Annotated in this window: 24 protein-coding genes; 15 read left to right on the top strand and 9 right to left on the bottom strand. The window is 46.1% G+C overall.

Features of this window, described 5'->3' with window-relative positions; genetic code table 11:
• Positions 1 to 5 precede the first annotated feature (5 nt).
• The 5 genes from H3H32_RS33500 to H3H32_RS33480 all read right to left on the bottom strand — a co-directional run bounded on the left by H3H32_RS33500 (position 6) and on the right by H3H32_RS33480 (position 3,716).
• Positions 6 to 455: a DUF4890 domain-containing protein gene (locus tag H3H32_RS33500; protein WP_182460055.1), complete on the bottom strand. Its 450-nt coding sequence runs from the start codon at positions 453 to 455 to the stop codon at positions 6 to 8.
• Between the two features lie 167 nt (positions 456 to 622).
• The gene (msrC, locus tag H3H32_RS33495; protein WP_182460054.1) at positions 623 to 1,105 is read right to left on the bottom strand and encodes a free L-methionine (R)-S-oxide reductase MsrC; all 483 of its coding nucleotides are present in this window, start codon (positions 1,103 to 1,105) and stop codon (positions 623 to 625) included.
• A gap of 78 nt (positions 1,106 to 1,183) precedes the next feature.
• Positions 1,184 to 1,690, bottom strand: coding sequence for a hypothetical protein (locus H3H32_RS33490; RefSeq protein WP_182460053.1), 507 nt, complete (start codon positions 1,688 to 1,690; stop codon positions 1,184 to 1,186).
• 76 nt (positions 1,691 to 1,766) lie between these two features.
• On the bottom strand, positions 1,767 to 2,603 hold the full coding sequence (mreC, locus tag H3H32_RS33485; RefSeq protein WP_182460052.1) for a rod shape-determining protein MreC: 837 nt from the start codon (positions 2,601 to 2,603) through the stop codon (positions 1,767 to 1,769).
• Positions 2,604 to 2,690: 87 nt separating this feature from the next.
• Positions 2,691 to 3,716 carry a rod shape-determining protein gene (locus tag H3H32_RS33480; RefSeq protein ID WP_018619308.1) on the bottom strand — a complete coding sequence of 342 codons (1,026 nt, stop codon included), beginning with the start codon at positions 3,714 to 3,716 and terminating at the stop codon, positions 2,691 to 2,693.
• Positions 3,717 to 3,906: 190 nt separating this feature from the next.
• Here H3H32_RS33480 and H3H32_RS33475 point away from each other — a divergent pair, with 190 nt between their 5' ends.
• The 10 genes from H3H32_RS33475 to H3H32_RS33430 all read left to right on the top strand — a co-directional run bounded on the left by H3H32_RS33475 (position 3,907) and on the right by H3H32_RS33430 (position 13,767).
• The gene (locus tag H3H32_RS33475; RefSeq protein WP_182460051.1) at positions 3,907 to 5,409 is read left to right on the top strand and encodes a GH3 auxin-responsive promoter family protein; all 1,503 of its coding nucleotides are present in this window, start codon (positions 3,907 to 3,909) and stop codon (positions 5,407 to 5,409) included.
• 4 nt (positions 5,410 to 5,413) lie between these two features.
• On the top strand, positions 5,414 to 5,725 hold the full coding sequence (locus H3H32_RS33470; RefSeq protein ID WP_182460050.1) for a nucleotidyltransferase family protein: 312 nt from the start codon (positions 5,414 to 5,416) through the stop codon (positions 5,723 to 5,725).
• Positions 5,718 to 6,152: a HepT-like ribonuclease domain-containing protein gene (locus H3H32_RS33465; protein ID WP_182460049.1), complete on the top strand. Its 435-nt coding sequence runs from the start codon at positions 5,718 to 5,720 to the stop codon at positions 6,150 to 6,152. The genes H3H32_RS33470 and H3H32_RS33465 overlap by 8 nt, the downstream gene beginning before the upstream one ends.
• Positions 6,145 to 7,317 (top strand): 1-deoxy-D-xylulose-5-phosphate reductoisomerase, encoded by a 1,173-nt coding sequence (locus H3H32_RS33460; protein WP_182460048.1) that lies wholly within the window; start codon positions 6,145 to 6,147, stop codon positions 7,315 to 7,317. Before H3H32_RS33465 ends, H3H32_RS33460 begins: the two co-directional genes overlap by 8 nt.
• A 56-nt stretch (positions 7,318 to 7,373) precedes the next feature.
• Entirely contained in the window at positions 7,374 to 7,589 is a 216-nt protein-coding gene (locus tag H3H32_RS33455; protein ID WP_182460047.1) for a type II toxin-antitoxin system HicB family antitoxin, read from the top strand.
• A gap of 5 nt (positions 7,590 to 7,594) precedes the next feature.
• Complete coding sequence (locus H3H32_RS33450; protein WP_182460046.1) at positions 7,595 to 7,843, top strand: type II toxin-antitoxin system HicA family toxin; 249 nt, start codon at positions 7,595 to 7,597, stop codon at positions 7,841 to 7,843.
• Between the two features lie 19 nt (positions 7,844 to 7,862).
• A complete protein-coding gene (gene rseP / locus H3H32_RS33445; RefSeq protein ID WP_182460045.1) occupies positions 7,863 to 9,179 on the top strand; it encodes an RIP metalloprotease RseP in 1,317 nt (438 codons plus the stop codon).
• Between the two features lie 82 nt (positions 9,180 to 9,261).
• A complete protein-coding gene (locus H3H32_RS33440) occupies positions 9,262 to 9,759 on the top strand; it encodes a DUF6702 family protein (RefSeq protein WP_240543568.1) in 498 nt (165 codons plus the stop codon).
• 179 nt (positions 9,760 to 9,938) lie between these two features.
• Positions 9,939 to 12,434, top strand: coding sequence for an endopeptidase La (gene lon / locus H3H32_RS33435; RefSeq protein WP_182460044.1), 2,496 nt, complete (start codon positions 9,939 to 9,941; stop codon positions 12,432 to 12,434).
• Between the two features lie 97 nt (positions 12,435 to 12,531).
• On the top strand, positions 12,532 to 13,767 hold the full coding sequence (locus H3H32_RS33430) for an AGE family epimerase/isomerase (protein ID WP_182460043.1): 1,236 nt from the start codon (positions 12,532 to 12,534) through the stop codon (positions 13,765 to 13,767).
• Here the strand turns inward: H3H32_RS33430 and H3H32_RS33425 are convergent.
• From H3H32_RS33425 to H3H32_RS37215, 4 genes are all read right to left on the bottom strand, one after another.
• The gene (locus tag H3H32_RS33425) at positions 13,764 to 14,330 is read right to left on the bottom strand and encodes a hypothetical protein (RefSeq protein ID WP_182460042.1); all 567 of its coding nucleotides are present in this window, start codon (positions 14,328 to 14,330) and stop codon (positions 13,764 to 13,766) included. The two genes, H3H32_RS33430 and H3H32_RS33425, sit on opposite strands and share 4 nt — an antisense overlap.
• Positions 14,331 to 14,495: 165 nt before the next feature.
• Positions 14,496 to 15,305, bottom strand: coding sequence for an N-acetylmuramic acid 6-phosphate etherase (gene murQ, locus H3H32_RS33420; RefSeq protein WP_182460041.1), 810 nt, complete (start codon positions 15,303 to 15,305; stop codon positions 14,496 to 14,498).
• Between the two features lie 115 nt (positions 15,306 to 15,420).
• Positions 15,421 to 16,071 carry an IS630 family transposase gene (locus tag H3H32_RS37220; protein WP_220472671.1) on the bottom strand — a complete coding sequence of 217 codons (651 nt, stop codon included), beginning with the start codon at positions 16,069 to 16,071 and terminating at the stop codon, positions 15,421 to 15,423.
• The gene (locus tag H3H32_RS37215; RefSeq protein WP_220472550.1) at positions 16,068 to 16,529 is read right to left on the bottom strand and encodes a helix-turn-helix domain-containing protein; all 462 of its coding nucleotides are present in this window, start codon (positions 16,527 to 16,529) and stop codon (positions 16,068 to 16,070) included. Before H3H32_RS37215 ends, H3H32_RS37220 begins: the two co-directional genes overlap by 4 nt.
• A gap of 221 nt (positions 16,530 to 16,750) precedes the next feature.
• On the opposite strand from H3H32_RS37215, the gene ilvD reads away from it, so the two are divergent.
• The 5 genes from ilvD to ilvN are packed head-to-tail and all read left to right on the top strand — an operon-like array spanning position 16,751 to position 21,434.
• Positions 16,751 to 18,451, top strand: coding sequence for a dihydroxy-acid dehydratase (gene ilvD / locus H3H32_RS33410; RefSeq protein WP_182460040.1), 1,701 nt, complete (start codon positions 16,751 to 16,753; stop codon positions 18,449 to 18,451).
• 22 nt (positions 18,452 to 18,473) lie between these two features.
• Positions 18,474 to 18,761 carry a nucleotidyltransferase family protein gene (locus H3H32_RS33405; RefSeq protein WP_182460039.1) on the top strand — a complete coding sequence of 96 codons (288 nt, stop codon included), beginning with the start codon at positions 18,474 to 18,476 and terminating at the stop codon, positions 18,759 to 18,761.
• Complete coding sequence (locus tag H3H32_RS33400) at positions 18,758 to 19,108, top strand: HepT-like ribonuclease domain-containing protein (protein WP_182460038.1); 351 nt, start codon at positions 18,758 to 18,760, stop codon at positions 19,106 to 19,108. The genes H3H32_RS33405 and H3H32_RS33400 overlap by 4 nt, the downstream gene beginning before the upstream one ends.
• 42 nt (positions 19,109 to 19,150) lie before the next feature.
• The gene (gene ilvB, locus H3H32_RS33395) at positions 19,151 to 20,896 is read left to right on the top strand and encodes a biosynthetic-type acetolactate synthase large subunit (RefSeq protein ID WP_182460037.1); all 1,746 of its coding nucleotides are present in this window, start codon (positions 19,151 to 19,153) and stop codon (positions 20,894 to 20,896) included.
• Positions 20,897 to 20,900: 4 nt separating this feature from the next.
• A complete protein-coding gene (gene ilvN, locus H3H32_RS33390) occupies positions 20,901 to 21,434 on the top strand; it encodes an acetolactate synthase small subunit (protein ID WP_182460036.1) in 534 nt (177 codons plus the stop codon).
• Positions 21,435 to 21,491 lie beyond the last annotated feature (57 nt).

Raw genomic sequence — 21,491 nt, 5'->3', positions numbered from 1 at the left:
TCAGCTTATTTCTGGTCGCTATTATCTGTTGAGCCTCCGTTACCACGGCCTCGCCCCATACGACCTTTCATCGACTCGAATTTTGTAAACTGATCGGGTGTCAGCACGCCTTTTAGCTTACTTTTAAAATCCTCAGCATTCGCTTGCAGGGCCTGATTCTTTGCCTTATTGTCATCAGTACCTTTCTGGATAGCATCCACTTTCTGCGCCCGGGCTAAAGCTACATCGTACACTTTTTTAGACGTTGCTTCATCAAGCCCTAACTGTTTCGTCATTTGATCGGTCATCCGTTGTGCCCGAACAGTTGGATCGGCAGCCTGATGCTGCTGCATACCCCGACCTTTTCCCATACGCTGACCCGTTTGGGCATCGGGGGTAGCCGTTTGCTGCGCTAAAAGTGGCAATGACGACAGCGTAAGTAGCAGGCCACTCAGGGCAATTAATTTCTTAAACATGATCGTGTTTAGTTTATCCGATCATAAGACGCCGAAAAACACCAACGGTTTAAGCATCAACCTCAATTTAATTACATCTTAATTGAATGTACCCACAGACTTTAGTCCGTGTTTCAACTCAATCAAACACGGACTAAAGCCGAACGCGGCCCGGCCCGTAGGTACCATTAGAAATTGGTGATCAGTTTGGCAATTTGTTCGAGCCCATTAACATCGACTTCGCTAAAATCATCAAGCTGATCGCTGTCGACGTCCAGCACCATCGACACATTTCCGTCCCGATCAAACACAGGCACCACAACCTCTGATTGAGAAGCTGAACTACAGGCAATATGCCCCGGAAACTGCTCAACGTCGGGAACTAGTATGGTTTCCTGGCGAGTGTAAGCAGCCCCACAAACGCCCTTACCAAACGTAATACGCGTGCAGGCAATTGGTCCCTGAAACGGTCCCAAAACTAACTGGTTTTCTTTTTTGAGATAGAAGCCTACCCAGAAAAATCCAAAAGCTTCTTTTAACGCTGCGGCAATATTGGCCAGATTGGCAACGAGGTCTGGCTCGCCTTCAACCAGCGCAGCTATTTGTGGAATCAGGCTCTCATAAATAGCCTGACGATTTGTAGTTTGAGGAATATGAAGTGTTTCGGCCACAGCGATGTAAGATGTAGGTTATATGATGTATGAGTAGTGGTTGCAGAATTATATCATACATCCTATATCATACCTAAATTAGTTTCTTGTGAAAAACTGAATTAATACAATACTTACCGTCGTGAAGAGCGTACTGGCAATGACCCGGATAAGCGTTGGAATAATAAGCGTTAGGCTACTGGCTTCGATGAAGAACAAAGCCGTATGGTGAATTAGAGCAAGAACGAGTACGTACCGAAAAAAGGCACCTGTGCCTAGTTCTTTGAGCGAAAAAGCAATCCGCGATTCGAGCCCTGGCACATCGATTTGCGCTCGTACAACCAGCGGGCGACAGTAGGCCATCAGTACTGTAGCAGCCGCATGCATACCCAGTGTATTATAAAATGTATCGACAGTTATGCCCGTTATAAACGCGATAATCAGCAACCACGTTAAACTGGTTTCATTGGGCAGCAGTAGAATACAGGCGATATAAACAAAGCAGAATGCGTAATCGAACAGCACCAGATTGCGGACCAGCAGAATTTGCAGAACCAGATACAAAAGGAAAAGTAGGATAGCGGATACGATTTCGCGAAAAGTCATTTTTAATTTATCGATTGTCGATGGTCACCTGTCATCAGGAGTATAGACTCGTTGCTGATGACGCCCAACTTATGACTTATTTTTCGGTTTCAACCTGTTTCTCTAACTGATCCTGTTCGGCCTGCAGCCGATTTTCAACGACATACACGAACGATAAACTACTGAAATTCGTGGCTAGATCGAGGGTAAGATCGTGAAATACCCGATTCGGTTGTACGCCAATCGTTCGGACACGACCCACCAAAATGCCCGGCGGAAACGTAGAATTGCGATCAGAGGTCACCACAGAATCTCCTTTGCTGACGGGTTTTGTCAGCGAAATATCATTCAGCTTAATTAAGTGCGGGTCAACGCCATCCCACTTGGCTGTCCCGATTTCTCTGGCTTTTACCAATTGCGAAGAAACCAGATACTCTGAATGAAGAATGGATGTAATAACCGAAAAGCGCCGGTTGCAAATCTTCACTTTACCAACAACACCCGTCGGCGAAATCACACCCATACCCGGCCGAATGCCATCGTCGGTGCCTTTATCAATCGTGATGTAGTTGTTCGCAAATTGGGTGGTATTATTAACCACCTTCGCTACTACAAACTTAAATCGGTCGGCAAAGGCCGAATCAGCCTGATATTCGGCGGGAGCAGCTGGCTTGCTTTGAAGCAGTTGGGTCAAGCGGGCATTAAGTCGTTGGTTTTCCAGCGCCAGATCAGCATTAACCTGTCGTAAGTTAGCGTATTGATTCGCTGCGTTCGACCAGGCCAGTACTTGAGCCGCGTACCGATTTGAGGTATTGAAGTAGGTAGCTCCCCAATAATTGCTGGTGTTGATGATGAAGTAAAAACAAAGTACTTCCAGCAACACAAACAAGATGAAGTTCCGACTTCGAACAAAAAAATCAACTAACTCTCCCATAGTAAACTGTGTAGCCTGGACGTCTACGTCCGGGTGTAGTCATTGATCTACACCCGGACGTAGACGTCCAGGCTACACAAAAATACATTAACTAATCAGTACAGACCGGTACATCTCCAGATTCTTGATCACCTCACCCGTTCCTTTTACAACGGCTTTGAGCGGATCATCGGCCACGTGAATTGGCAACTTGGTTTTAGCACCCAGACGTTTGTCGAGACCGTGGAGCAAGGCACCACCGCCTGTCAGGTGAATACCGTTTGTATAAATATCAGCCGATAATTCAGGTGGCGAAATTTCAAGGGCCTTCATGGTAGCCTCTTCAATTTTCGAGATGGATTTATCGAGCGCATAAGCGATTTCGCTGTAGGTAACCTTAATTTCTTTCGGAATACCCGTCATCAAATCGCGACCCCGGATTTCGTAATCGGCTGGTGGGTTATCAAGCTCTGGCAATGCCGAACCAACTTCCATTTTGATTTGCTCAGCTGAGCGTTCGCCAATAAGCAGGTTATGTTCCCGACGCATGTAATCCACGATGTCGCGGGTAAATACATCACCTGCAATACGAATCGACTGTTCGCAGACGATGCCAGAGAGGGCAATTACCGCAATTTCGGTTGTTCCCCCACCGATATCCACGATCATGGTTCCGTTGGGCTGGGTAATGTCGATGCCAATACCAATAGCGGCTGCAATAGGCTCGTGCACCATGTACACTTCCTTTGCTCCAGCATGCTCGGCAGAATCTTTAACAGCCCGTTTTTCCACCTCTGTAATACCCGATGGAATACAAATAACCATCCGGTGCGAAGGTGAAAATAGTTTGCTGCCGGTATCAATCATTTTAATCATCCCCCGAATCATCAATTCGGCGGCCGTAAAGTCGGCAATTACGCCATCCTTCAATGGGCGAATGGTCTTGATATTTTCATTGGTCTTTTCGTGCATTTGCATGGCCTTATGACCAATGGCCAGCACCTTACCGCTGACTTTATCCATTGCAATAATCGAAGGCTCATCCACCACAATCCGATCCTTGTGAATAATCAAGGTATTCGCCGTGCCCAGGTCGATAGCAATGTCGCTAGTTAAAAAATTGAAAAGTCCCATTATAGGTTGACGCAGAACGCCTTATTACAGATACTGTTTTATTGAAAAGTGTGCAAAAATAGAGATTATTCAAGAGAATGCACTCAATCCGTAATGAATAATGGTTAATGGAGAATGAATAATTATCAGGGACTTCTCATTGTCCATTTTACATTATCCATTATTCATTATCCATTACTTTTGCATCATTATGGGAATTCGTTCAATTGTTAGTAAGCCGTTGGCCAAGTGGGTTGTCGAGCGTCAGCAAAACTGGATGTATCAGCCTGCCCAGACTCAGCAGCGTTGGTTTCGCCAGTTGATCGACGGGGGGCGTAACACCGTTTTTGGCCGGGATCACAAATTCAAGGATATTCAAACAATCGAAGAATTCAGGCAGGCTGTCCCTGTTCGTGATTACGAAGACCTGAAACCCTATATCGAGCAGGTTTTGCACGGAGACAGCGACGTACTCTGGAAAGGGAAGCCTCTCTATTTTGCGAAAACGTCCGGTACAACTTCCGGCGTCAAATACATTCCTATCTCCCAGGAGTCGATTCCTAACCATATAAACTCAGCCCGTGACGCGCTGCTGAACTACATTAACGAAACGGGAAACAGTGCCTTTCTGGACAAGAAGCTCATTTTTCTATCCGGCAGTCCTGAACTTACTCAGAAAGCAGGCATCAACATCGGCCGGTTGTCGGGAATTGTCAATCACCACGTTCCGGCTTACTTACGTACCAATCAGTTGCCCAGTTATGAGACCAACGTTATTGACGATTGGGAAACCAAACTGGAAAAAGTTATCGACGAAACGATCACCCAGTCGATGTCGCTCATTTCGGGGATTCCGCCCTGGGTACAGATGTATTTCGACCGTATTCAGGAGCGGACAGGGAAATTAATCAAAGACGTTTTCCCCGACTTTTCGCTCTTCGTGTATGGGGGTGTAAATTTTGAACCCTATCGGGCCAAGTTATTCGAAAGCATCGGTAAACGTATCGACTCAATCGAAACGTACCCCGCTTCTGAAGGCTTCATTGCGTTTCAGGACAGCCAGACCGAAGAAGGTTTATTGATGCTTTTAGACAGTGGTATCTTTTTCGAATTCATTGCTGCCGACGACTATTTCAGCGAAAACCCGCGCCGACTAACCATCGACGAAGTGGAATTAGGCAAGAATTATGCGGTCATTATCAACAACAATGCTGGCCTATGGGGGTATTCCCTAGGCGATACGGTTAAGTTCGTATCAAGAGAGCCTTATCGCTTATTGGTAACGGGCCGTATCAAACATTTCATTTCGGCCTTCGGCGAACATGTGATTGGCGAAGAAGTGGAAAAGGCCCTGAAAGATGCGATGGAGAAACACCCTGAAACCGAGGTCGTTGAATTCACAGTTGCGCCAATGGTCAGTCCAAACGAAGGACTACCTTACCACGAATGGCTGGTTGAGTTTGCTACGCCCCCCAACGATCCAGTCGCCTTTGCCCAGGACGTAGACACCCGATTGACGAAACTGAACGTATATTACGATGACCTAATTACAGGCTCCATCCTACAACCGCTAAAATTGACGAGTTTGCCACGTGGGGCTTTTCAGCGGTACATGAAATCGCAGGGGAAACTGGGCGGACAGAACAAAGTGCCGCGTTTAGCAAATGATCGGAAGATTGCGGATGGGTTGTTGGAAATAGGGCAAACAGTTTAAGACAATGGAAGCTACAGCTGTTAATCAGGAATTCATTTTGGAAACGCTCAGAGCGAATCGAGAGCGCCTACGAACAGAATTTGGCATTGATCGCATTGGGCTTTATGGCAGCTTTGCCCGAAATGAGCAGACCGAAAAGAGCGATATTGATTTGGTCTATGAACTAACATCTGGTTTTAAACTGCAATACACAGAGAAAGATCGACTTTACCGCATCCTTCGTCGAAAATTGCATCGAAAAATGGATTTAGTAGACAGCCAATTAATGAACCCAATCATCCGGTATTATATGCGCAAAGATGTTATTTATGTATAGTGGTCGAAATCTAGTTCATATATGCACTATTCTCGAATGCATTGAAAAGATCTTTATATATATTGATGGATTCTCGGATGCTACGGCGCTTGCCTGGGCGAACGACCAACTAAACTTCAATGCTGCCTGGGGACTTTTACTCGTTATAGGTGAAGAATCTAAAAAAATAGAAAGCTCACTTAAAAACGAATATTTGCAAATCCCGTGGCAACAACTAGCAGGTATGCGTAATTACCTCGCTCATGATTATAGGGGAGTTGACAAGGAACTAGTTTACCAAACCAGTAGGGTTAGCCTTGTTGAACTAAAAATGATTCTAACCGACATGATTGATAGGGTCGACTATGAAGAAGGTGCCCTTATTGAAGCATTAGAATCACCTTATTACACACACATTCAATACCTCCGCGATAAGCTTAATGACTGAATCTAAAAAACGCCACATCGCCATTCTCGGCTCGACTGGCTCCATTGGAACCCAGGCCGTCGATGTGATAAAGGCCCACCCCGACCAGTTTCAGGTTGAGGTACTGACCACGAATAACAACGCCGAATTGCTTATCCAACAAGCTATCGACCTAAAACCGAATGTTGTTGTTATCTGCAACGAAGACCGCTACGATCAGGTTTTCTCGGCGCTCGATCCACTCGACATTAAGGTTTACGCGGGTGCCAAGTCGATTGCGTCCGTCGTCCAGATGGATACGATTGATATGGTGCTGACGGCCATGGTGGGTTACGCGGGTCTGCTACCAACTATCAAAGCAATTGAAGCTGGAAAGTCCATTGCTTTAGCCAACAAAGAAACGCTGGTGGTAGCTGGTGAACTCATTACCCAACTGGCTGCCCAGAAAGGGATGAATATATACCCTGTCGATTCAGAGCACTCCGCTATTTTTCAGTGCTTAGTCGGTGAGTTTCATAACCCGATCGAGAAAATTATCCTGACGGCATCGGGTGGACCATTTCGGGGAAAATCACGGGAGTTTTTATCAACGGTCACGAAAGCGCAGGCGCTCAAACATCCGAACTGGACGATGGGAGCCAAAATCACCATCGACTCGGCTACACTCATGAATAAAGGTCTTGAGGTTATCGAAGCCAAATGGCTGTTTGGCCTTCGCTCTGATCAAATCGACGTGGTCGTTCATCCGCAAAGCATCATTCATTCTCTTGTGCAGTTTGAGGATGGAAGTCTGAAAGCGCAAATGGGTTTGCCCGATATGCGACTCCCGATCCAGTTTGCATTAGGTTATCCCAATCGGTTAAAATCAGATTTTCCACGGTTCAACTTCCTGGATTATCCGTCCCTCACATTTGAGCAGCCCGACCGGGAAACGTTTCGTAATTTACAACTCGCTTTCGATGCGCTCGACAAAGGCGGCAACGCAGCCTGCATTGTTAACGCGGCCAATGAAGTGGCAGTAGAGGCTTTCCTGAACGATCAGATTGGTTTCCTGGAAATCTCGGAATTGATTGAAAGCTGTTTAGCGAAAGCGACTTTCATTCAAAACCCCACTTACGATGACTACGTAAGTACAGATGAGGAAACCCGTCGGCTGGCTACAGAGCGAATTAAAAGTTTGGTTTAGCTGTTATAAATAGGCGTTCCAAACGTTAGCTATTCATTAAGAAAATTATTTGTCTTATGAGCGAACTTGTGTTTCAGGTTGAACCAGATGAAGAAGGTGGTTATGTGGCTCGGGCAAAATTGGCGACTGGGTCAATCATTACTCAAGGAGACACACTGGATGAACTAAAAGCTATGATTAAAGACGCAGTATCAGGCTATTTTTACGATAGGCCCGATAAACTACCTAAAACCATCCGGTTACAGGTTAATGAAGTGTTTGCGTTAGCCTAATACGAATGAAATTACCAAGAGATTTAAATGGGTCCGAATTAATAAAGCGATTGGAGCGATACGGTTATCAGGTTCATCATCAAACTGGAAGCCACGTTATCCTTAGGACAAATGTAAATGGTGAACATTCGATTAGTGTCCCCTACCATAAACCTTTAAAAGTTGGTACATTGAATAGTATTTTAAGCGATGTAGCTGATCATTTAGGTCTCGATAAACAAACAGTAACTGAGCGACTATTAAGTCGCAAATAATGATCTCAAAACAAATAAAATGGAAATTTTAGTAATGGGAGGACAGCTCATTTTGGGTCTGTCAATTTTAGTTGGATTACACGAGTTAGGGCACCTTTTGGCGGCCAAAGCCTTTGGGATGCGCGTAGAGCAGTATTTTATTGGCTTTCCCCCTAAAGTCTGGAGTATTAAACGGGGCGAAACTGAATACGGTATCGGAGCGATCCCACTAGGCGGTTTTGTGAAAATTTCGGGGATGATCGACGAATCCCTCGATACCGCTCATACGGATGCCGAACCGCAACCTTACGAATTTCGCTCGAAACCAGCCTGGCAACGCCTGATCGTAATGCTCGGTGGTATTATCGTGAACGTCATTGTCGGTATTATGATTTTCGTCATTCTGGCCTATAAAAATGGGAATACCTATCTGGCGACCAAAGATGCTAAATACGGTATCGTCGCCTACGATTTAGCGAAAAGTATTGGCTTACAAACCGGGGATAAGATTATCAAAGTCAACGGGAAAGAAATTACCGATTTCAACGAAATCCGTAGCTCCGATGTGTTTTTAGGCAACAATAGCTCTTACACGATCGAGCGCAATGGCAAACAGACGGACATCTACATCCCGAACAATTTCGTGGATAAATTAGCCGATAAAAAAGCCGCCGGGCAATTTATTGAGCCAATCGAGCCGTTCAAAGTTGCTGAACTGGTACCTGGTCAACCGGCCACGAAAGCCGGTTTAAAAGCAGGTGATATGATCACCAGTGCAAACGGAAAACCCATTCAGTTCTATCATGAATTTACAGACGTGGTTAAGCCATTGAAAGGAAAACCGCTTACGCTTACCGTTAATCGGAATGGCCAGCCTGTTACGCTTTCGATGACCACCACACCCGATGGCACTATCGGATTTTATCCTGAGTTGCTTCTGCCTATGACCACCCAGGAGTATACATTTGGCGAAGCCTTATCGGTCGGTACACAACGGGCTTTTCAGGTAGTTTTTGATAACATTAAAGGGTTCGGCAAGATTTTCCGGGGTGAAGTATCGGCCTCTAAAGCATTAAGCGGCCCTATTGGTATTGCGCAAAATCTCTTTGGAGGTATCTGGCGTTGGGATCGTTTCTGGACAGTTACAGGCTTGCTCTCGATGGCACTCGCATTCATGAACGCACTACCTATTCCAGCTCTCGATGGTGGTCATGCAACGATTCTTAGCTATGAGATTATTTCAGGTCGTAAACCATCTGATCGCTTCCTGGAAGGTGCCCAAAAAGTAGGCATGGTTCTTCTGCTTGGTTTAATGGCCTTCGCCATTTTCAACGACGTATTTAAGGCCGTTTTCTAACTAATTTAAGCGCTGGGAATCTAGGATGCTTCCTTCGGGAATACGGTATCCTTGGTTCCCAGCGTTATCTTTTGTAGTCCCTGTGATTCAAAAATTATTCATCTGCCTTTCGCTCATTAGCCTGACTGCCAGTCGCCCGGCCCACGATTTCCATGCCAGTGTTACGCAGATGGAGTACAACGCGAAAGAGCGAGCTTTCGAAATCAGCATTCGGATCTTTACGGACGATTTTGAAAAAGCGCTTTCGGCGGCTTCATCCAGTAAAATTAATTTAAGTGGACCGGGTGAAAAAAATGATCCTTTGATCGAAAAATATATACAGGCCCATTTTTCGTATGTAAATCCGCAGAAGCAAACTAAATCGTTCAAATACGTTGGACACGAAGTTGAAGCCGAAGCGAACTGGATTTACCTGGAAATGCCTTATAGTGAGCCATTTCGTGGTGGTCTATTGAAACAAAACGTTCTGATGGAGCTGTTTGACGACCAGGTTAATATGGTCAATATTCGCTATCAAAACCAGAAAAAAACGTTTGTTTTTCGAAAAAATCAGCCTGTTCAGGACATTTCGTTCGATTAATAAATTTCTAAGCCATTAAGCTGCCTAATTAGTTAGTTTTGTGTTAGAAACAATTGGGGTGTCAATTCGTCATAAGCATATGATTGGCATGACGCTTGCAACTACCTCATTTCCCTTGCCTTTCCTGATCTAGTAGGCACCAACCCATTATTGAATGCTGCCAGACTGGCAGTGTACGTATGATTTCAGAAAAAGAACTTGCGACCCGTTTAATGTTGGCCGATTTTGATTCGGATAATTTAGAAATTGTGCCCCTCGGTTCGCCCGAGGGTTTAGATGAAGACTATGAGTTACCGGCAAACCTTCCCATTTTGCCGGTTCGTAATACCGTTTTGTTCCCTGGCATGGTCATTCCTGTTACCGTGGGACGAGCTAAATCAATCAGACTGGTAAAAAAAGCATATAAGGGTAATCGAATTATTGGCGTAGCTGCACAGCTAAATCAACAGAAAGATGAACCGACCGCCGATGATCTCTACCGATTCGGAACGGTGGCCTACATTATCAAAATGATTACGCTTCCTGATGGTAATATTACGATTATCATTCAAGGGAAGAAGCGTTTTGAAATTCAGGAGATCACTCAGGAAGAGCCGTTTATAACCGCAAAGGTCCGTCAGATTGACGATGTTTTCCCCAGCGCCAATACCAATAAAAAAGAAGGGAAAGCTATGCTGCAATCGTTGAAAGATGCAGCCTATAAAACCCTTCGGCTTAACCCCGAGATTCCTCAGGAGGCTCGTATTGCGCTCGATAACATCGAGAGTCCTACGTTTTTGCTGCACTTCTTATCCTCGAACCTAAATGCCGATGTTGCTGATAAACAACGGCTTTTAGAACTGACGGACGGGAATCAGCAGGCAAGTCTGCTACTCGAATACATGCTTCGAGAAGTGCAGTTGCTTGAATTAAAACGTGAAATTCAGTCTAAAGCTTCGTCAGATCTCGATCAGCAGCAGCGCGATTATTACCTGCGTCAGCAGATGAAAGTGCTTCAGGACGAGTTGGGAATGGATAACCCCGACCGTGAAATTGATGAACTTCGTATGAAAGCCGACCGGAAGAAATGGCCAGCTGAAGTACGGACTCATTTTGATAAAGAACTCAATAAACTCCAACGTATTAATCCAATGGCGCCGGAATATCCGGTTACAATGAATTACGTTGAGTTAATGGTTGATCTTCCCTGGAGTGAGTACACCAAAGACAATTTCGATTTAAAACGTGCTCAGAAAATTCTGGACGGCGATCATTTCGGACTGGAAAAAGTAAAAGAACGGATCATTGAATACCTGGCCGTTCTGAAACTTAAAAACGACATGAAAGCACCGATTCTTTGCCTTTATGGCCCTCCGGGTGTGGGTAAAACCTCACTAGGAAAGTCGGTGGCGAAGGCATTAGGTCGGAAATATAGCCGGATGGCATTGGGTGGCGTTCACGATGAAGCCGAAATTCGGGGACACCGTAAAACGTATATTGGCGCCATGCCCGGTAAGATTATCCAGAATATTCGGAAGTGCGGCACCGCCAATCCGGTCTTTATTCTGGATGAGATCGATAAAGTAAGTTCCGATTTCCGGGGCGATCCATCATCGGCCCTGCTCGAAGTACTTGACCCAGAACAGAACTCAACGTTCATGGACAATTACCTCGAAACAGAATTCGATCTCTCTCGGGTGTTGTTCATTGCTACGGCCAACTCGCTCGATACCATCCACCCTGCCCTGCGCGACCGGATGGAGATTATCGACATTGCGGGATATACCGTTGAGGAGAAAGTACAGATTGCCAAAAAGTACCTGATTCCGAAGCAACGCAAAGATCATGGTCTGAAACCCAAAGACCTGGTAATTGAAGACAAAGCCATTCTTCGCATCATTGAAGGCTACACTCGCGAATCGGGTGTGCGGAATCTGGAGCAGAAAATTGGTGCCCTGGTACGGAAAATTGCCAAATCCATTGCCATGGAGGAGGAATATAACCACACCGTTAAGGCTACAGATATTTCAAAAATGCTCGGTGCGGAGATTTTCGATAAAGAACTCTATGCCGATGACGATATTGCGGGTATTGTAACGGGCTTAGCCTGGACACAGGTTGGGGGCGAAATTCTGCTTATTGAGTCTAGCTTGAGTCGGGGTAAAGGAATCCTTACGCTATCAGGCCAGTTGGGCGACGTAATGAAGGAATCGGCCGTTACAGCTCTATCCTATCTGAAGGCGCATGCCGATGATTTGGGTATCGATTACCGCGTCTTTAACCATTACGATCTGCACATTCATATACCAGCCGGAGCCGTACCCAAAGATGGCCCATCGGCAGGGATAACTATGTTAACCTCCATGACGTCAATTTATACTCAGCGTAAGGTTAAGCCTTATCTGGCAATGACGGGCGAGGTAACGCTTCGGGGTAAGGTATTGCCCGTAGGCGGTATTAAGGAAAAGATTCTGGCGGCTAATCGGGCAGGTATTAAAGAAATTATTCTCTGCTCGAAAAACCGGAAAGACATTGAGGAAATTAATCAGTCTTACATTAAAGACTTGACCTTCCACTATGCCGATACCGTAGATCAGGTACTCAATATTGCGTTATTACCCGATCAGGTTGGAAAACCCATGAAATTCGTGCTTCCCGAAGAAAGGGAGTATCGCGAAGTAGAGAAAGTGTATTAAGTTGATCGGGGCCGCCCATGCGGTATGATGTATGATATAGGGTATATGATATAACCGACATCATACATCATATACCCTACATCATACATTCCCCTCCGTGCTTGACTTTCAAAAACTCTCCGCTACCTATCAACAGGCATTGCTTCGGCAGGTTGTACCATTTTGGCTTAAACATAGCCGGGATGAACAATGCGGTGGCTATTTTGATCTACTATCAGCAACGGGCGAGGTAATTGAGGGGGATAAATTCGTTAGCCAGCAAGCTCAACAGGTTTGGGCTTTTGCCTGGCTTTATAATACGCTCGATGGCCAACCCAGCTGGCTCGAACACGCCCGGCACGGTGCTACCTTCTTAAGTCAGTTTGCCCATTCAGACACGCTTTCCTGTTACACCCAACTCGATCGACTGGGGCGACCGATAGCTCCTTCTACAGGCCTTATTCCTGATTGCTCTGTCGTAATGGCTTACGCACAACTCCATCGAGCAACAGGCGATGACGAATGGGGCATGCTGACCAAACAGACATTTGTCGATCTATTGGAACGGCACGATGAAGTTCGAACGGCACAAGCGGCAACCCTTGGCGGCTTTCGACAAATGCGACACCTGAACGAACCAATAGCTGTTCTTAAAACACTTCAGGAAATTCAGCCTCTTCTGGACGAGGAAACCTGGAAAAACGCTACGGATAGTATCGTACAGGAATTACTGACTGAGTTTGTCGACCGCCGGATTGATGTATTGCGGGAATTTGTTTTACCCGAAGGTTCGTTTGTGAACACACCCGAAGGACGGCGAATCAACGTAGGACTGACATTCCGGGCGGCCAGTTACCTGCTTGATTTTTCAGCGGAAAGCAGCCAGTCCAGAACCAGCCCATTCACCAATACGAACCGTAAGCTAGCTGCTCAGGCTACCGGTTGGTGTCTGCGCTTGTGCGAGCAAGCCTGGGACGAAGCGGGAGGAGGACTGAATCAATATGTAGATATCAAACAACAGCCATTACTCTTCCCCGACTGGCAACAAAAATGGGGTTGGGTACAAGTTGAAGCATTGACCGCTTTGCTAAAAAGCTATTTCTATACCCGCCAGCCCGACTGCCTCAAGTGGTTCAAACGCATCCACGATTATACGTTTCATAATTTCCCCGATGCGAAACAGAGTGGCTGGCATTTAATCGTCGATCAACACAGCCAACCCGTATTATCAGTCAAGTCCACTACCGCAGTTGGTTGTTTTTCGCTTATCCGCTGCTTAGCTGAAACAGCACAACTGTTAACAAAATGCGAGCAGGTAAAAACGAAACCGACGGGTACGCGAACGCTTTATTAAAGCTGTAAAACAGTCAGCTCGAGGTTATCGACTTCTGCTACCAGAAAGTTAATCGTTGACGTCAGCTCAGGAAAAGCTTCGATTGGGAATGTATGATCTCCGGCCTTAACAAACTCAGAAACAAGTGTTTTTTGCAGGGTGGTATGAATGGCATCCAACTGATATAGATCAATTGTCAGTTGACAATCAACAGCCACAGAAACAGTAATCTGCAATGGGTTGGTCTTCTCGTAGCTAAAATTCGTGATTACTTTTTTGCTAGTAGAATGGGGTGCCAGGGCAAGTTTGATCTGCTTCACCAACAGCGAAATAACCGGCGCCAGTCCATCAACAAACAGAATCGCAGGGTTTTGCTCCAGGAAACTAGCTCTAAGAGCTGCATTTGTAGCAGCATCAATACCACGACCAAAAGCGACTACGTCAAAATCAGTCGCATTGAAATCCTGACTAGCCTGTTCAATAGCGCTTGTCGTTTTTACAACGAAGCCGTCATCCCTTAAAGCTAAAGCTAGGTTGGCCAATACGTTTGGGTTACGGCCGATGAGTAGTACCTTTTTGCCCATTATTTTCTAGCGGGTAGAGGCTGTTTGTCATTTCGACGTCAGGAGAAATCTCAAGCTTGATTAACAAGGAACGTCGAGATTTCTCCTGACGTCGAAATGACAAAAAATATAATCATCGTTCAGAAAGAGGGCTATACAGTATATGGTAGCCTCTTAACAATTAGCTCATTTTTGCATCTGAGCAAACCCCTCAATAGCACCACGAACATTTCCGAACTTTGCAAGCAAAGCTTCGGCCTCTTCCCGGCCAACGCCAATCTCACTCATCACCATTTTAGCTGCTCGATCCTGAAGCTTTATATTCGTCAGTTGCATATCGACCATTTTATTACCCTTCACCCGGCCAAGTTGAATCATTACTGAGGTCGAAATCATGTTCAGAGCCAATTTCTGCGCAGTTCCGGCTTTCATACGTGTACTACCCGTTACAAATTCGGGGCCCGTAACAACTTCTACTGGATACTCAGCCGCCTGCGCTACTGCCGAACCCTCGTTACAGACAATACAACCGGTCAGGAGCCCCGCTTTCCGGGCTTCCTGCAAGCCACCAATAACATAAGGAGTCCGGCCAGAGGCTGCAATGCCAATAACAGTATCGTGTTCATCGGGGTGATAGGGCGCAATGTCTTTCCAGGCTTGCTCGGCATCATCTTCGGCAAATTCAACGGCTTTACGAATCGCGCCATCCCCCCCAGCCATCAGTCCAATCACTAAATCATGCGGAACCCCATAGGTTGGTGGACATTCCGAAGCATCGACAACCCCAAGGCGACCGCTGGTTCCAGCCCCTATATATATGAGTCGGCCACCCTGTTTCATCCGTTTTACGATTTCCGTTACCAGCGCTTCAATCTGTGGAATCGCCTTCTCTACGGCAAGAGGTACAGTTTTATCTTCTTTATTAATATTAGTCAGCAAGTCGTGAACCGACATTTGCTCTAGATGGTCGTAATGCGAAGCTGTTTCTGTTGTCATACATCAAAAGTAACACTCACTTATTTTAACAGACAATAGATCGCTGATTTTTATGATTAGCAAGACTAACTATGATTTTCAGTGCCATTGATAACACACTAGTGTTGTCTAAAGATTAAACTGTCGGGTATAGCTTATGTAATTTTACTCGGGCATCTTTGGTGGTAAACTGCCAGTTCGCCTTCGCTTGTTTGGCATTTCTGTTTGCTTGCCAGGCGGTAATTTCTGCTACCAGCAACTCTTTGGTCGCAATGTGCCGATTCAGGCAATCACGCTGTAAGATGGACAACTCAATCTCAGCCATGTCAAGCCAACTGCCATGCTTGGGGGTATAGACAAACTCCAATCGATCCAGATACGCTTTGGCTTTCTCGGCCCCAAAAACTGTATAAAATGCACTGGGTTTATGGGCACTCAGATTATCTCCAACCACCGTCATTTTTACACAGTCTGTATAAGGGCCGTCCAATAAATTGGCTAGCACACCCACCCACGTAATGGCCTTGTGATCGTCTTTGACTTCGACAAACCGTTGCCCTGCCAAGGGTTCAAAGGCCATATAAATCTCGCCTACGCCCCGCCGGATGTATTCGGAATCTTGGATGCGTGTGCCGTCGGCGGAACGATATTGCTTGATTTCGATTAGTTGTTTGGGTGATTCGTCCACACAAACAACGGGAAACCGCTCATCATAAGGTCGCTCATAAACAGCTAAAACCTGTTCCATATAGTACACAAAATCGGCACTTTGCTTGGGCGGAATCACCCATCCCTTGACCCGCCAGGGCTTAAGTTGGTTTTTTTTAACACCGTTGCCACACTCGTGTGAGAAAGCGTTTCAACTACTTGGAGTTCGACCAGTCGATCCGCAATAGCCTGTAATTTCCAGCGGCTTTCACCGACTGGTGGTTCGCTACAGGCAATGGCAATCAAGTGAGCTTCCACTTCCCCCGTCAGCTTTTTGTCGGAACGGGGCTGGCGGGGCTTTGGATCAAAGACCGCCATGCCCTGCTCACAAAATTCTTTGCGAATCCGCTCAACACTGCGTGTGGAGAGATGATAGGTGGCGGCAATCGTAGTTTGGCTCTGGCGTTCGACAGCCTCGTCACTGGCCAAAAGCACCTGTGCTTTTTGGATGAGTTTAGCGGCTGTTTTGCCTTTTTGGACTTTAGCCAGTAATTCTGTACGTTCGGTGGCCGTTAGAGTCAGTCGATGCTTAGTCATGGAAGATGAGTTACAGCATCAAAAATACAAAAAGCCGCCAGACTACTCTTTAAGTAACACTAGCTAGGTAACCGGCGATGTAAAAGCATTCCTAAATCATATGGATCATTAAAATCAGCGTTCCATCGAGAAATAATCCGATTTTTCTTGCCTTTCATAAAAACATAACTTTTCTTTACAGCGTTATTACACCATCAGCGAAATTTCGCTAATTGTTAATTATGATTGCCGAACAACCTACTACCGAATTAAACCGCTTTAGTCGTACGCTAACCCAAGAAGTCAGTAACCCAGCCGCCAAAGCTATGCTTTACGGAGTAGGGCTAACTGAAGACGACATGCAGAAGCCCCAAATTGGTATTGCCAGTACGGGCTATGAAGGAAACACCTGCAACATGCACCTGAATGGACTCTCTGTTTATGTGAAGCAGGGAATTCAGGCCAATGGATTGGTCGGGTTGATTTTTAACACAATCGGGGTATCGGATGGGATGACAAACGGTAACGACGGCATGCGTTATTCACTCCCCAGCCGCGATCTGATTGCCGACTCTATTGAATCGGTTGTATCGGCACAATGGTACGATGGTGTGGTAACGGTTGTAGGTTGTGATAAGAATATGCCCGGCGCCCTGATAGCAATGGCTCGCCTTGATCGCCCAGGCATCATGGTGTATGGGGGCACGATTCGTTCGGGACATTATAAAGGACAGAAATTAGATATCGTTTCGGCGTTTGAAGCACTCGGTAAAAAATACGCAAATAACATCTCCGACGAAGATTACGAAGGTGTTATCAAAAATGCGATTCCAGGGGCAGGTGCCTGCGGAGGTATGTATACAGCCAACACAATGGCTAGTAGCATCGAGGCCATGGGATTGAGTCTGCCATTCAGCAGCACTTACCCAGCCACGCACGAAGGAAAACAGGAAGAATGTAAAAAGATTGGTGCGGCTATGCGCCTATTGCTTGAACGCAACATCACGCCAGCCGATATCATTAGCCGTAAATCACTCGAAAATGCCCTGACTCTCGTCATGACGCTTGGCGGGTCAACCAATGCGGTGTTGCACTACCTGGCTATTGCGCGGGCGGCTGGCATTCAGCTTACGCTCGACGAAATTCAGGAAATCAGTGACCGGACTCCCCTACTCGCCGATCTGAAACCAAGTGGTAAATACTACATGGAGGATATGCTCGCCATTGGGGGTGTTCCGGCTGTAACGAAATATTTGTATCAGAATGGATTCATCCACGGCGATTGCATGACTGTAACGGGCAAAACGGTTGCAGAGAATCTGGAAGAAGCATCTGATTTAAACTTTGATACGCAGAAGATTGTATTCCCGCTGAGCCAACCCATTAAGGCTACTGGCCACATTCAGATTCTGCGGGGTAACTTGTCGCCAACTGGGTCTGTTGCGAAAATCACAGGTAAAGAAGGCTTAAAATTCGAAGGTGTTGCCAAAGTATTCGAACATGAAGGCGACATTATCGATGCTCTCTCGAAAGGCGAAATCCTGGCTGGTCAGGTACTTGTGATTCGGAATGCGGGGCCAAAAGGTGGGCCTGGCATGAGTGAAATGTTGAAGCCAACCTCAGCCATCATGGGAGCGGGTCTTGGCGATAAAGTTGCTTTAATTACCGATGGGCGTTTCTCCGGTGGTACGCACGGTTTCGTTGTAGGCCACGTTACACCCGAAGCCTTCGAAGGAGGTCCTATCGCGCTGGTTAAAGATGGCGACGGTATCACAATCGATGCCACAACTCGCGAACTGATTTTACACGTTTCGGACGAAGAATTAGCGCAACGGAAAAGCGAATGGAAACAACCCGCTCCTTTATTCACTAAAGGTGTGCTGGGCAAATACATTCGCAATGTAAAGTCTGCCAGTGAAGGCTGTGTAACAGATGAAGCGTAGCGGTAAACAATAAATAGAGAGTATGACAACACCAATTCAAAATCAACAGATTCTCAATTATCTGAAGCCATATCAGCTTGAGTGGGTGGGAATTTTTGGATCTTGGGCAAGGGGTGAAAACGGGCCAGAAAGCGATCTGGATATTTTGATTAAGTTTATCAAGCCCGTTTCGTTGTTAACATTCGTTCGGATGGAGCGTGAACTCTCAGAAATGCTTGCATTAAAAGTTGATTTAGTATCAGAAGGTGGACTTAAGAATGAACGCATGCGTCGACGAGTGCTGCATGATCTCAAATTAATTTCATCATGAATGACGATCTGACTTATTTGGATCACATCGCAAACAGTTTTAGAAAATTACTGGAATATGCAGAAGAAATGACATTGGCAGAATTCCTGAATGATTCAAAAACACAGGATGCTTGTGTCAGACAATTGGAAATTGCTGGAGAAGCAACCAAACGGTTATCAATGTTAGTGCGTGAACGTTTCGCTGACATTCCCTGGAAAGACATAGCAGGAATGAGAGATCGACTTATTCATCAATATATCGATGTCGATCTAATGATTGTCTGGCTAGTAATTACCGAAAATGCAACGCCACTTTTGATTTCTATTGAAACAATTATTGAAACTCTTGAAAAAGAGGAATCCTAGCAACACAACAAACTGAATACAACCTTAAACGGACCAAGCGTAATGGAAGCAATTGCCAACGTCATGCCGGAAGTTATCGAAACCAAACCGGCCCCTACCTACATCAACGGCTCACATGCTCTGATGAAAGCCCTGTTAGCCGAAGGTGTAGAAACCATTTTTGGCTACCCTGGTGGAGCCATAATGCCCGTCTACGATGCCCTTTATGACTATCAGGATCAACTTAATCACATCCTGGTACGTCACGAGCAGGGAGCTGGTCATGCTGCCGAAGGCTATGCCCGTGTAACGGGTCGGGCTGGCGTTTGTTTGGTCACATCAGGTCCAGGAGCCACCAATTTGGTTACGGCCATTGCGGATGCCCTTATTGACTCGACTCCACTTGTTTGTATCGTAGGACAGGTTGCCAAAAAACTGCTAGGAACCGATGCCTTTCAGGAAGCCGATGTAATGGGTGTAACGATGCCTATTACCAAGTGGAACTACCAGATTACAGATGCGAACGAAGTACCTGAGATTATTTCAAAGGCATTCTATATCGCCCAGTCAGGTCGCCCAGGTCCGGTTTTGATCGATATCACGAAAAGTGCACAGTTGGAGTTGATGACCAAAGACTTCGTGTACGAAAAGTGCCAGACGCTTATCAGCTATAGGCCTCGTTTAGTACCCAAGCAGGAACAAGTCGAAGCGGCTGCTCAATTAATTAACGCAGCCAAACGACCTTACATACTAGTTGGTCACGGTGTACAGATTGCTAAAGCAGAAGATGAGCTAAAAGCATTTGCCGAAAAAACAGGCATTCCTATAGCTACAACGCTGTTAGGTCAATCCACGATTCCAACCAATCACCCACTTTATGTTGGCTGGCTGGGCATGCACGGCAACTACGGCCCGAACGTAATGACCGACCATGCCGATGTAATTATCGCGATTGGTATGCGCTTCGACGACCGGGTTACGGGCGATGCCAGCAAATACATCAAGCAAGCTAAGGTTGTTCACATTGAAATTGATCCTGCCGAAATTGACAAGATCATCCGGGCCGATGTACCTGTGGTTGGCGATGCGAAAGCGGCATTAAATGCACTGCTTCCGCTCGTAAAACCAAACGACCACACAGTTTGGCGGAATGAGTTCCGGAAATACGATGCCGTTGAGAACGAAACCATCACGGTTCCTGAATTAACCAATACCAACGGTAAAATCAGAATGGCTGAGGTTATCGACATGCTTTCGACCAAAACCAAAGGTGAGTCGATTCTGGTAACCGATGTAGGTCAACACCAGATGATGGCATCTCGCTATTACCAATTCCGTCGTCCCAACAGTTTAGTGACGTCTGGCGGTATGGGTACCATGGGCTTTGCCTTGCCAGCCGCTTTTGGCGCGCAGGTAGGTGCTCCCGACCGACAGGTAGTAGCCATCATAGGGGATGGTTGCTTCCAGATGACCTTGCAGGAACTGGGTACTATCGTTCAGAACAAGCAGCCCGTTAAAGCCATCATCCTGAATAACAACTTTTTGGGCATGGTGCGTCAGTGGCAACAATTGTTTCATGAGCGTCGGTATTCATTCGTGGAATTACAAAACCCCGATTTTATTACGATTGCCAAAGGTTTCGGAATGGCCGGGCAAACCTGTACAGAGCGCGATAACCTATCCGATGCACTCGATACGATGCTGAATCATGATGGCCCGTTCCTGCTTGAGGTAATCGTTGAAAAGGAAGAGAACGTATTCCCAATGGTACCGGCTGGTGCTAGTGTAGCGCAAATCAGATTGAAATAGCCTTATGACGACATACACCATTTGCATATTCACGGAAAACACCATCGGGTTGCTCAATCGCATCACGATCATTTTCACGCGACGACGCATCAATATCGAGAGCTTAACCGTATCAGAAACCGAACGGAAGGGTATATCGCGCTTTACGATTGTAATTAAACATGAATCGCGGGAAGAAGTTGAAAAGCTAGTCCGGCAAATTCGGAAAATCGTAGAAGTACTGGCGGTATTTGGCTACCTCAACGATGAGATTGTGTATAATGAAATCGCCCTGTTCAAGATTTCAACATCGCTCGGCACGAAGTCGCTGGACGTTGAAACAATTAACAAGCAGTATAAAGCCTGGGTGGTTTACTGGGGACTGGACTATGTGGTGATTGAGAAGACAGGGAATGACACTGAGATTTTTGAGGTTTTTGCTTACCTCAAACAATACGAGATTCTTGAATTTGTTCGCTCTGGGCGCGTAGCTGTTGGCAAGACCGAAAAGGGTCTGGTCGAGTACTTGCCCGAAGCCGAATGGGAGTCTTACATGTAGTTTTATTTTTTGCCATTCGGCCTATCGTCGGAATGGCAAAAATAAAAAGCAAATTTG

This window comes from Spirosoma foliorum (assembly GCF_014117325.1).
Taxonomy (GTDB): domain Bacteria; phylum Bacteroidota; class Bacteroidia; order Cytophagales; family Spirosomataceae; genus Spirosoma; species Spirosoma foliorum.
Note: the sequence above shows the minus strand (reverse complement) of the source record. Positions and strands in the feature narration are given on the sequence as shown.

Bases quoted from the DNA above. Each gene is read 5' to 3' on its own strand.
- ilvB (WP_182460037.1), top strand. From the start codon at position 19,151: ATGGAAGCAATTGCCAACGTCATGCCGGAAGTTATCGAAACCAAACCG.
- ilvN (WP_182460036.1), top strand. From the start codon at position 20,901: ATGACGACATACACCATTTGCATATTCACGGAAAACACCATCGGGTTG.
- H3H32_RS33465 (WP_182460049.1), top strand. From the start codon at position 5,718: ATGTATAGTGGTCGAAATCTAGTTCATATATGCACTATTCTCGAATGC.
- H3H32_RS33450 (WP_182460046.1), top strand. From the start codon at position 7,595: ATGAAATTACCAAGAGATTTAAATGGGTCCGAATTAATAAAGCGATTG.
- murQ (WP_182460041.1), bottom strand. From the start codon at position 15,305: ATGACAACAGAAACAGCTTCGCATTACGACCATCTAGAGCAAATGTCG.
- H3H32_RS33475 (WP_182460051.1), top strand. From the start codon at position 3,907: ATGGGAATTCGTTCAATTGTTAGTAAGCCGTTGGCCAAGTGGGTTGTC.
- H3H32_RS33400 (WP_182460038.1), top strand. From the start codon at position 18,758: ATGAATGACGATCTGACTTATTTGGATCACATCGCAAACAGTTTTAGA.
- H3H32_RS33500 (WP_182460055.1), bottom strand. From the start codon at position 455: ATGTTTAAGAAATTAATTGCCCTGAGTGGCCTGCTACTTACGCTGTCG.
- H3H32_RS33455 (WP_182460047.1), top strand. From the start codon at position 7,374: ATGAGCGAACTTGTGTTTCAGGTTGAACCAGATGAAGAAGGTGGTTAT.
- rseP (WP_182460045.1), top strand. From the start codon at position 7,863: ATGGAAATTTTAGTAATGGGAGGACAGCTCATTTTGGGTCTGTCAATT.
- H3H32_RS33490 (WP_182460053.1), bottom strand. From the start codon at position 1,690: ATGACTTTTCGCGAAATCGTATCCGCTATCCTACTTTTCCTTTTGTAT.
- ilvD (WP_182460040.1), top strand. From the start codon at position 16,751: ATGATTGCCGAACAACCTACTACCGAATTAAACCGCTTTAGTCGTACG.
- lon (WP_182460044.1), top strand. From the start codon at position 9,939: ATGATTTCAGAAAAAGAACTTGCGACCCGTTTAATGTTGGCCGATTTT.
- H3H32_RS37215 (WP_220472550.1), bottom strand. From the start codon at position 16,529: ATGACTAAGCATCGACTGACTCTAACGGCCACCGAACGTACAGAATTA.
- H3H32_RS33460 (WP_182460048.1), top strand. From the start codon at position 6,145: ATGACTGAATCTAAAAAACGCCACATCGCCATTCTCGGCTCGACTGGC.
- mreC (WP_182460052.1), bottom strand. From the start codon at position 2,603: ATGGGAGAGTTAGTTGATTTTTTTGTTCGAAGTCGGAACTTCATCTTG.
- H3H32_RS33470 (WP_182460050.1), top strand. From the start codon at position 5,414: ATGGAAGCTACAGCTGTTAATCAGGAATTCATTTTGGAAACGCTCAGA.
- H3H32_RS33425 (WP_182460042.1), bottom strand. From the start codon at position 14,330: ATGGGCAAAAAGGTACTACTCATCGGCCGTAACCCAAACGTATTGGCC.
- H3H32_RS33405 (WP_182460039.1), top strand. From the start codon at position 18,474: ATGACAACACCAATTCAAAATCAACAGATTCTCAATTATCTGAAGCCA.
- H3H32_RS33480 (WP_018619308.1), bottom strand. From the start codon at position 3,716: ATGGGACTTTTCAATTTTTTAACTAGCGACATTGCTATCGACCTGGGC.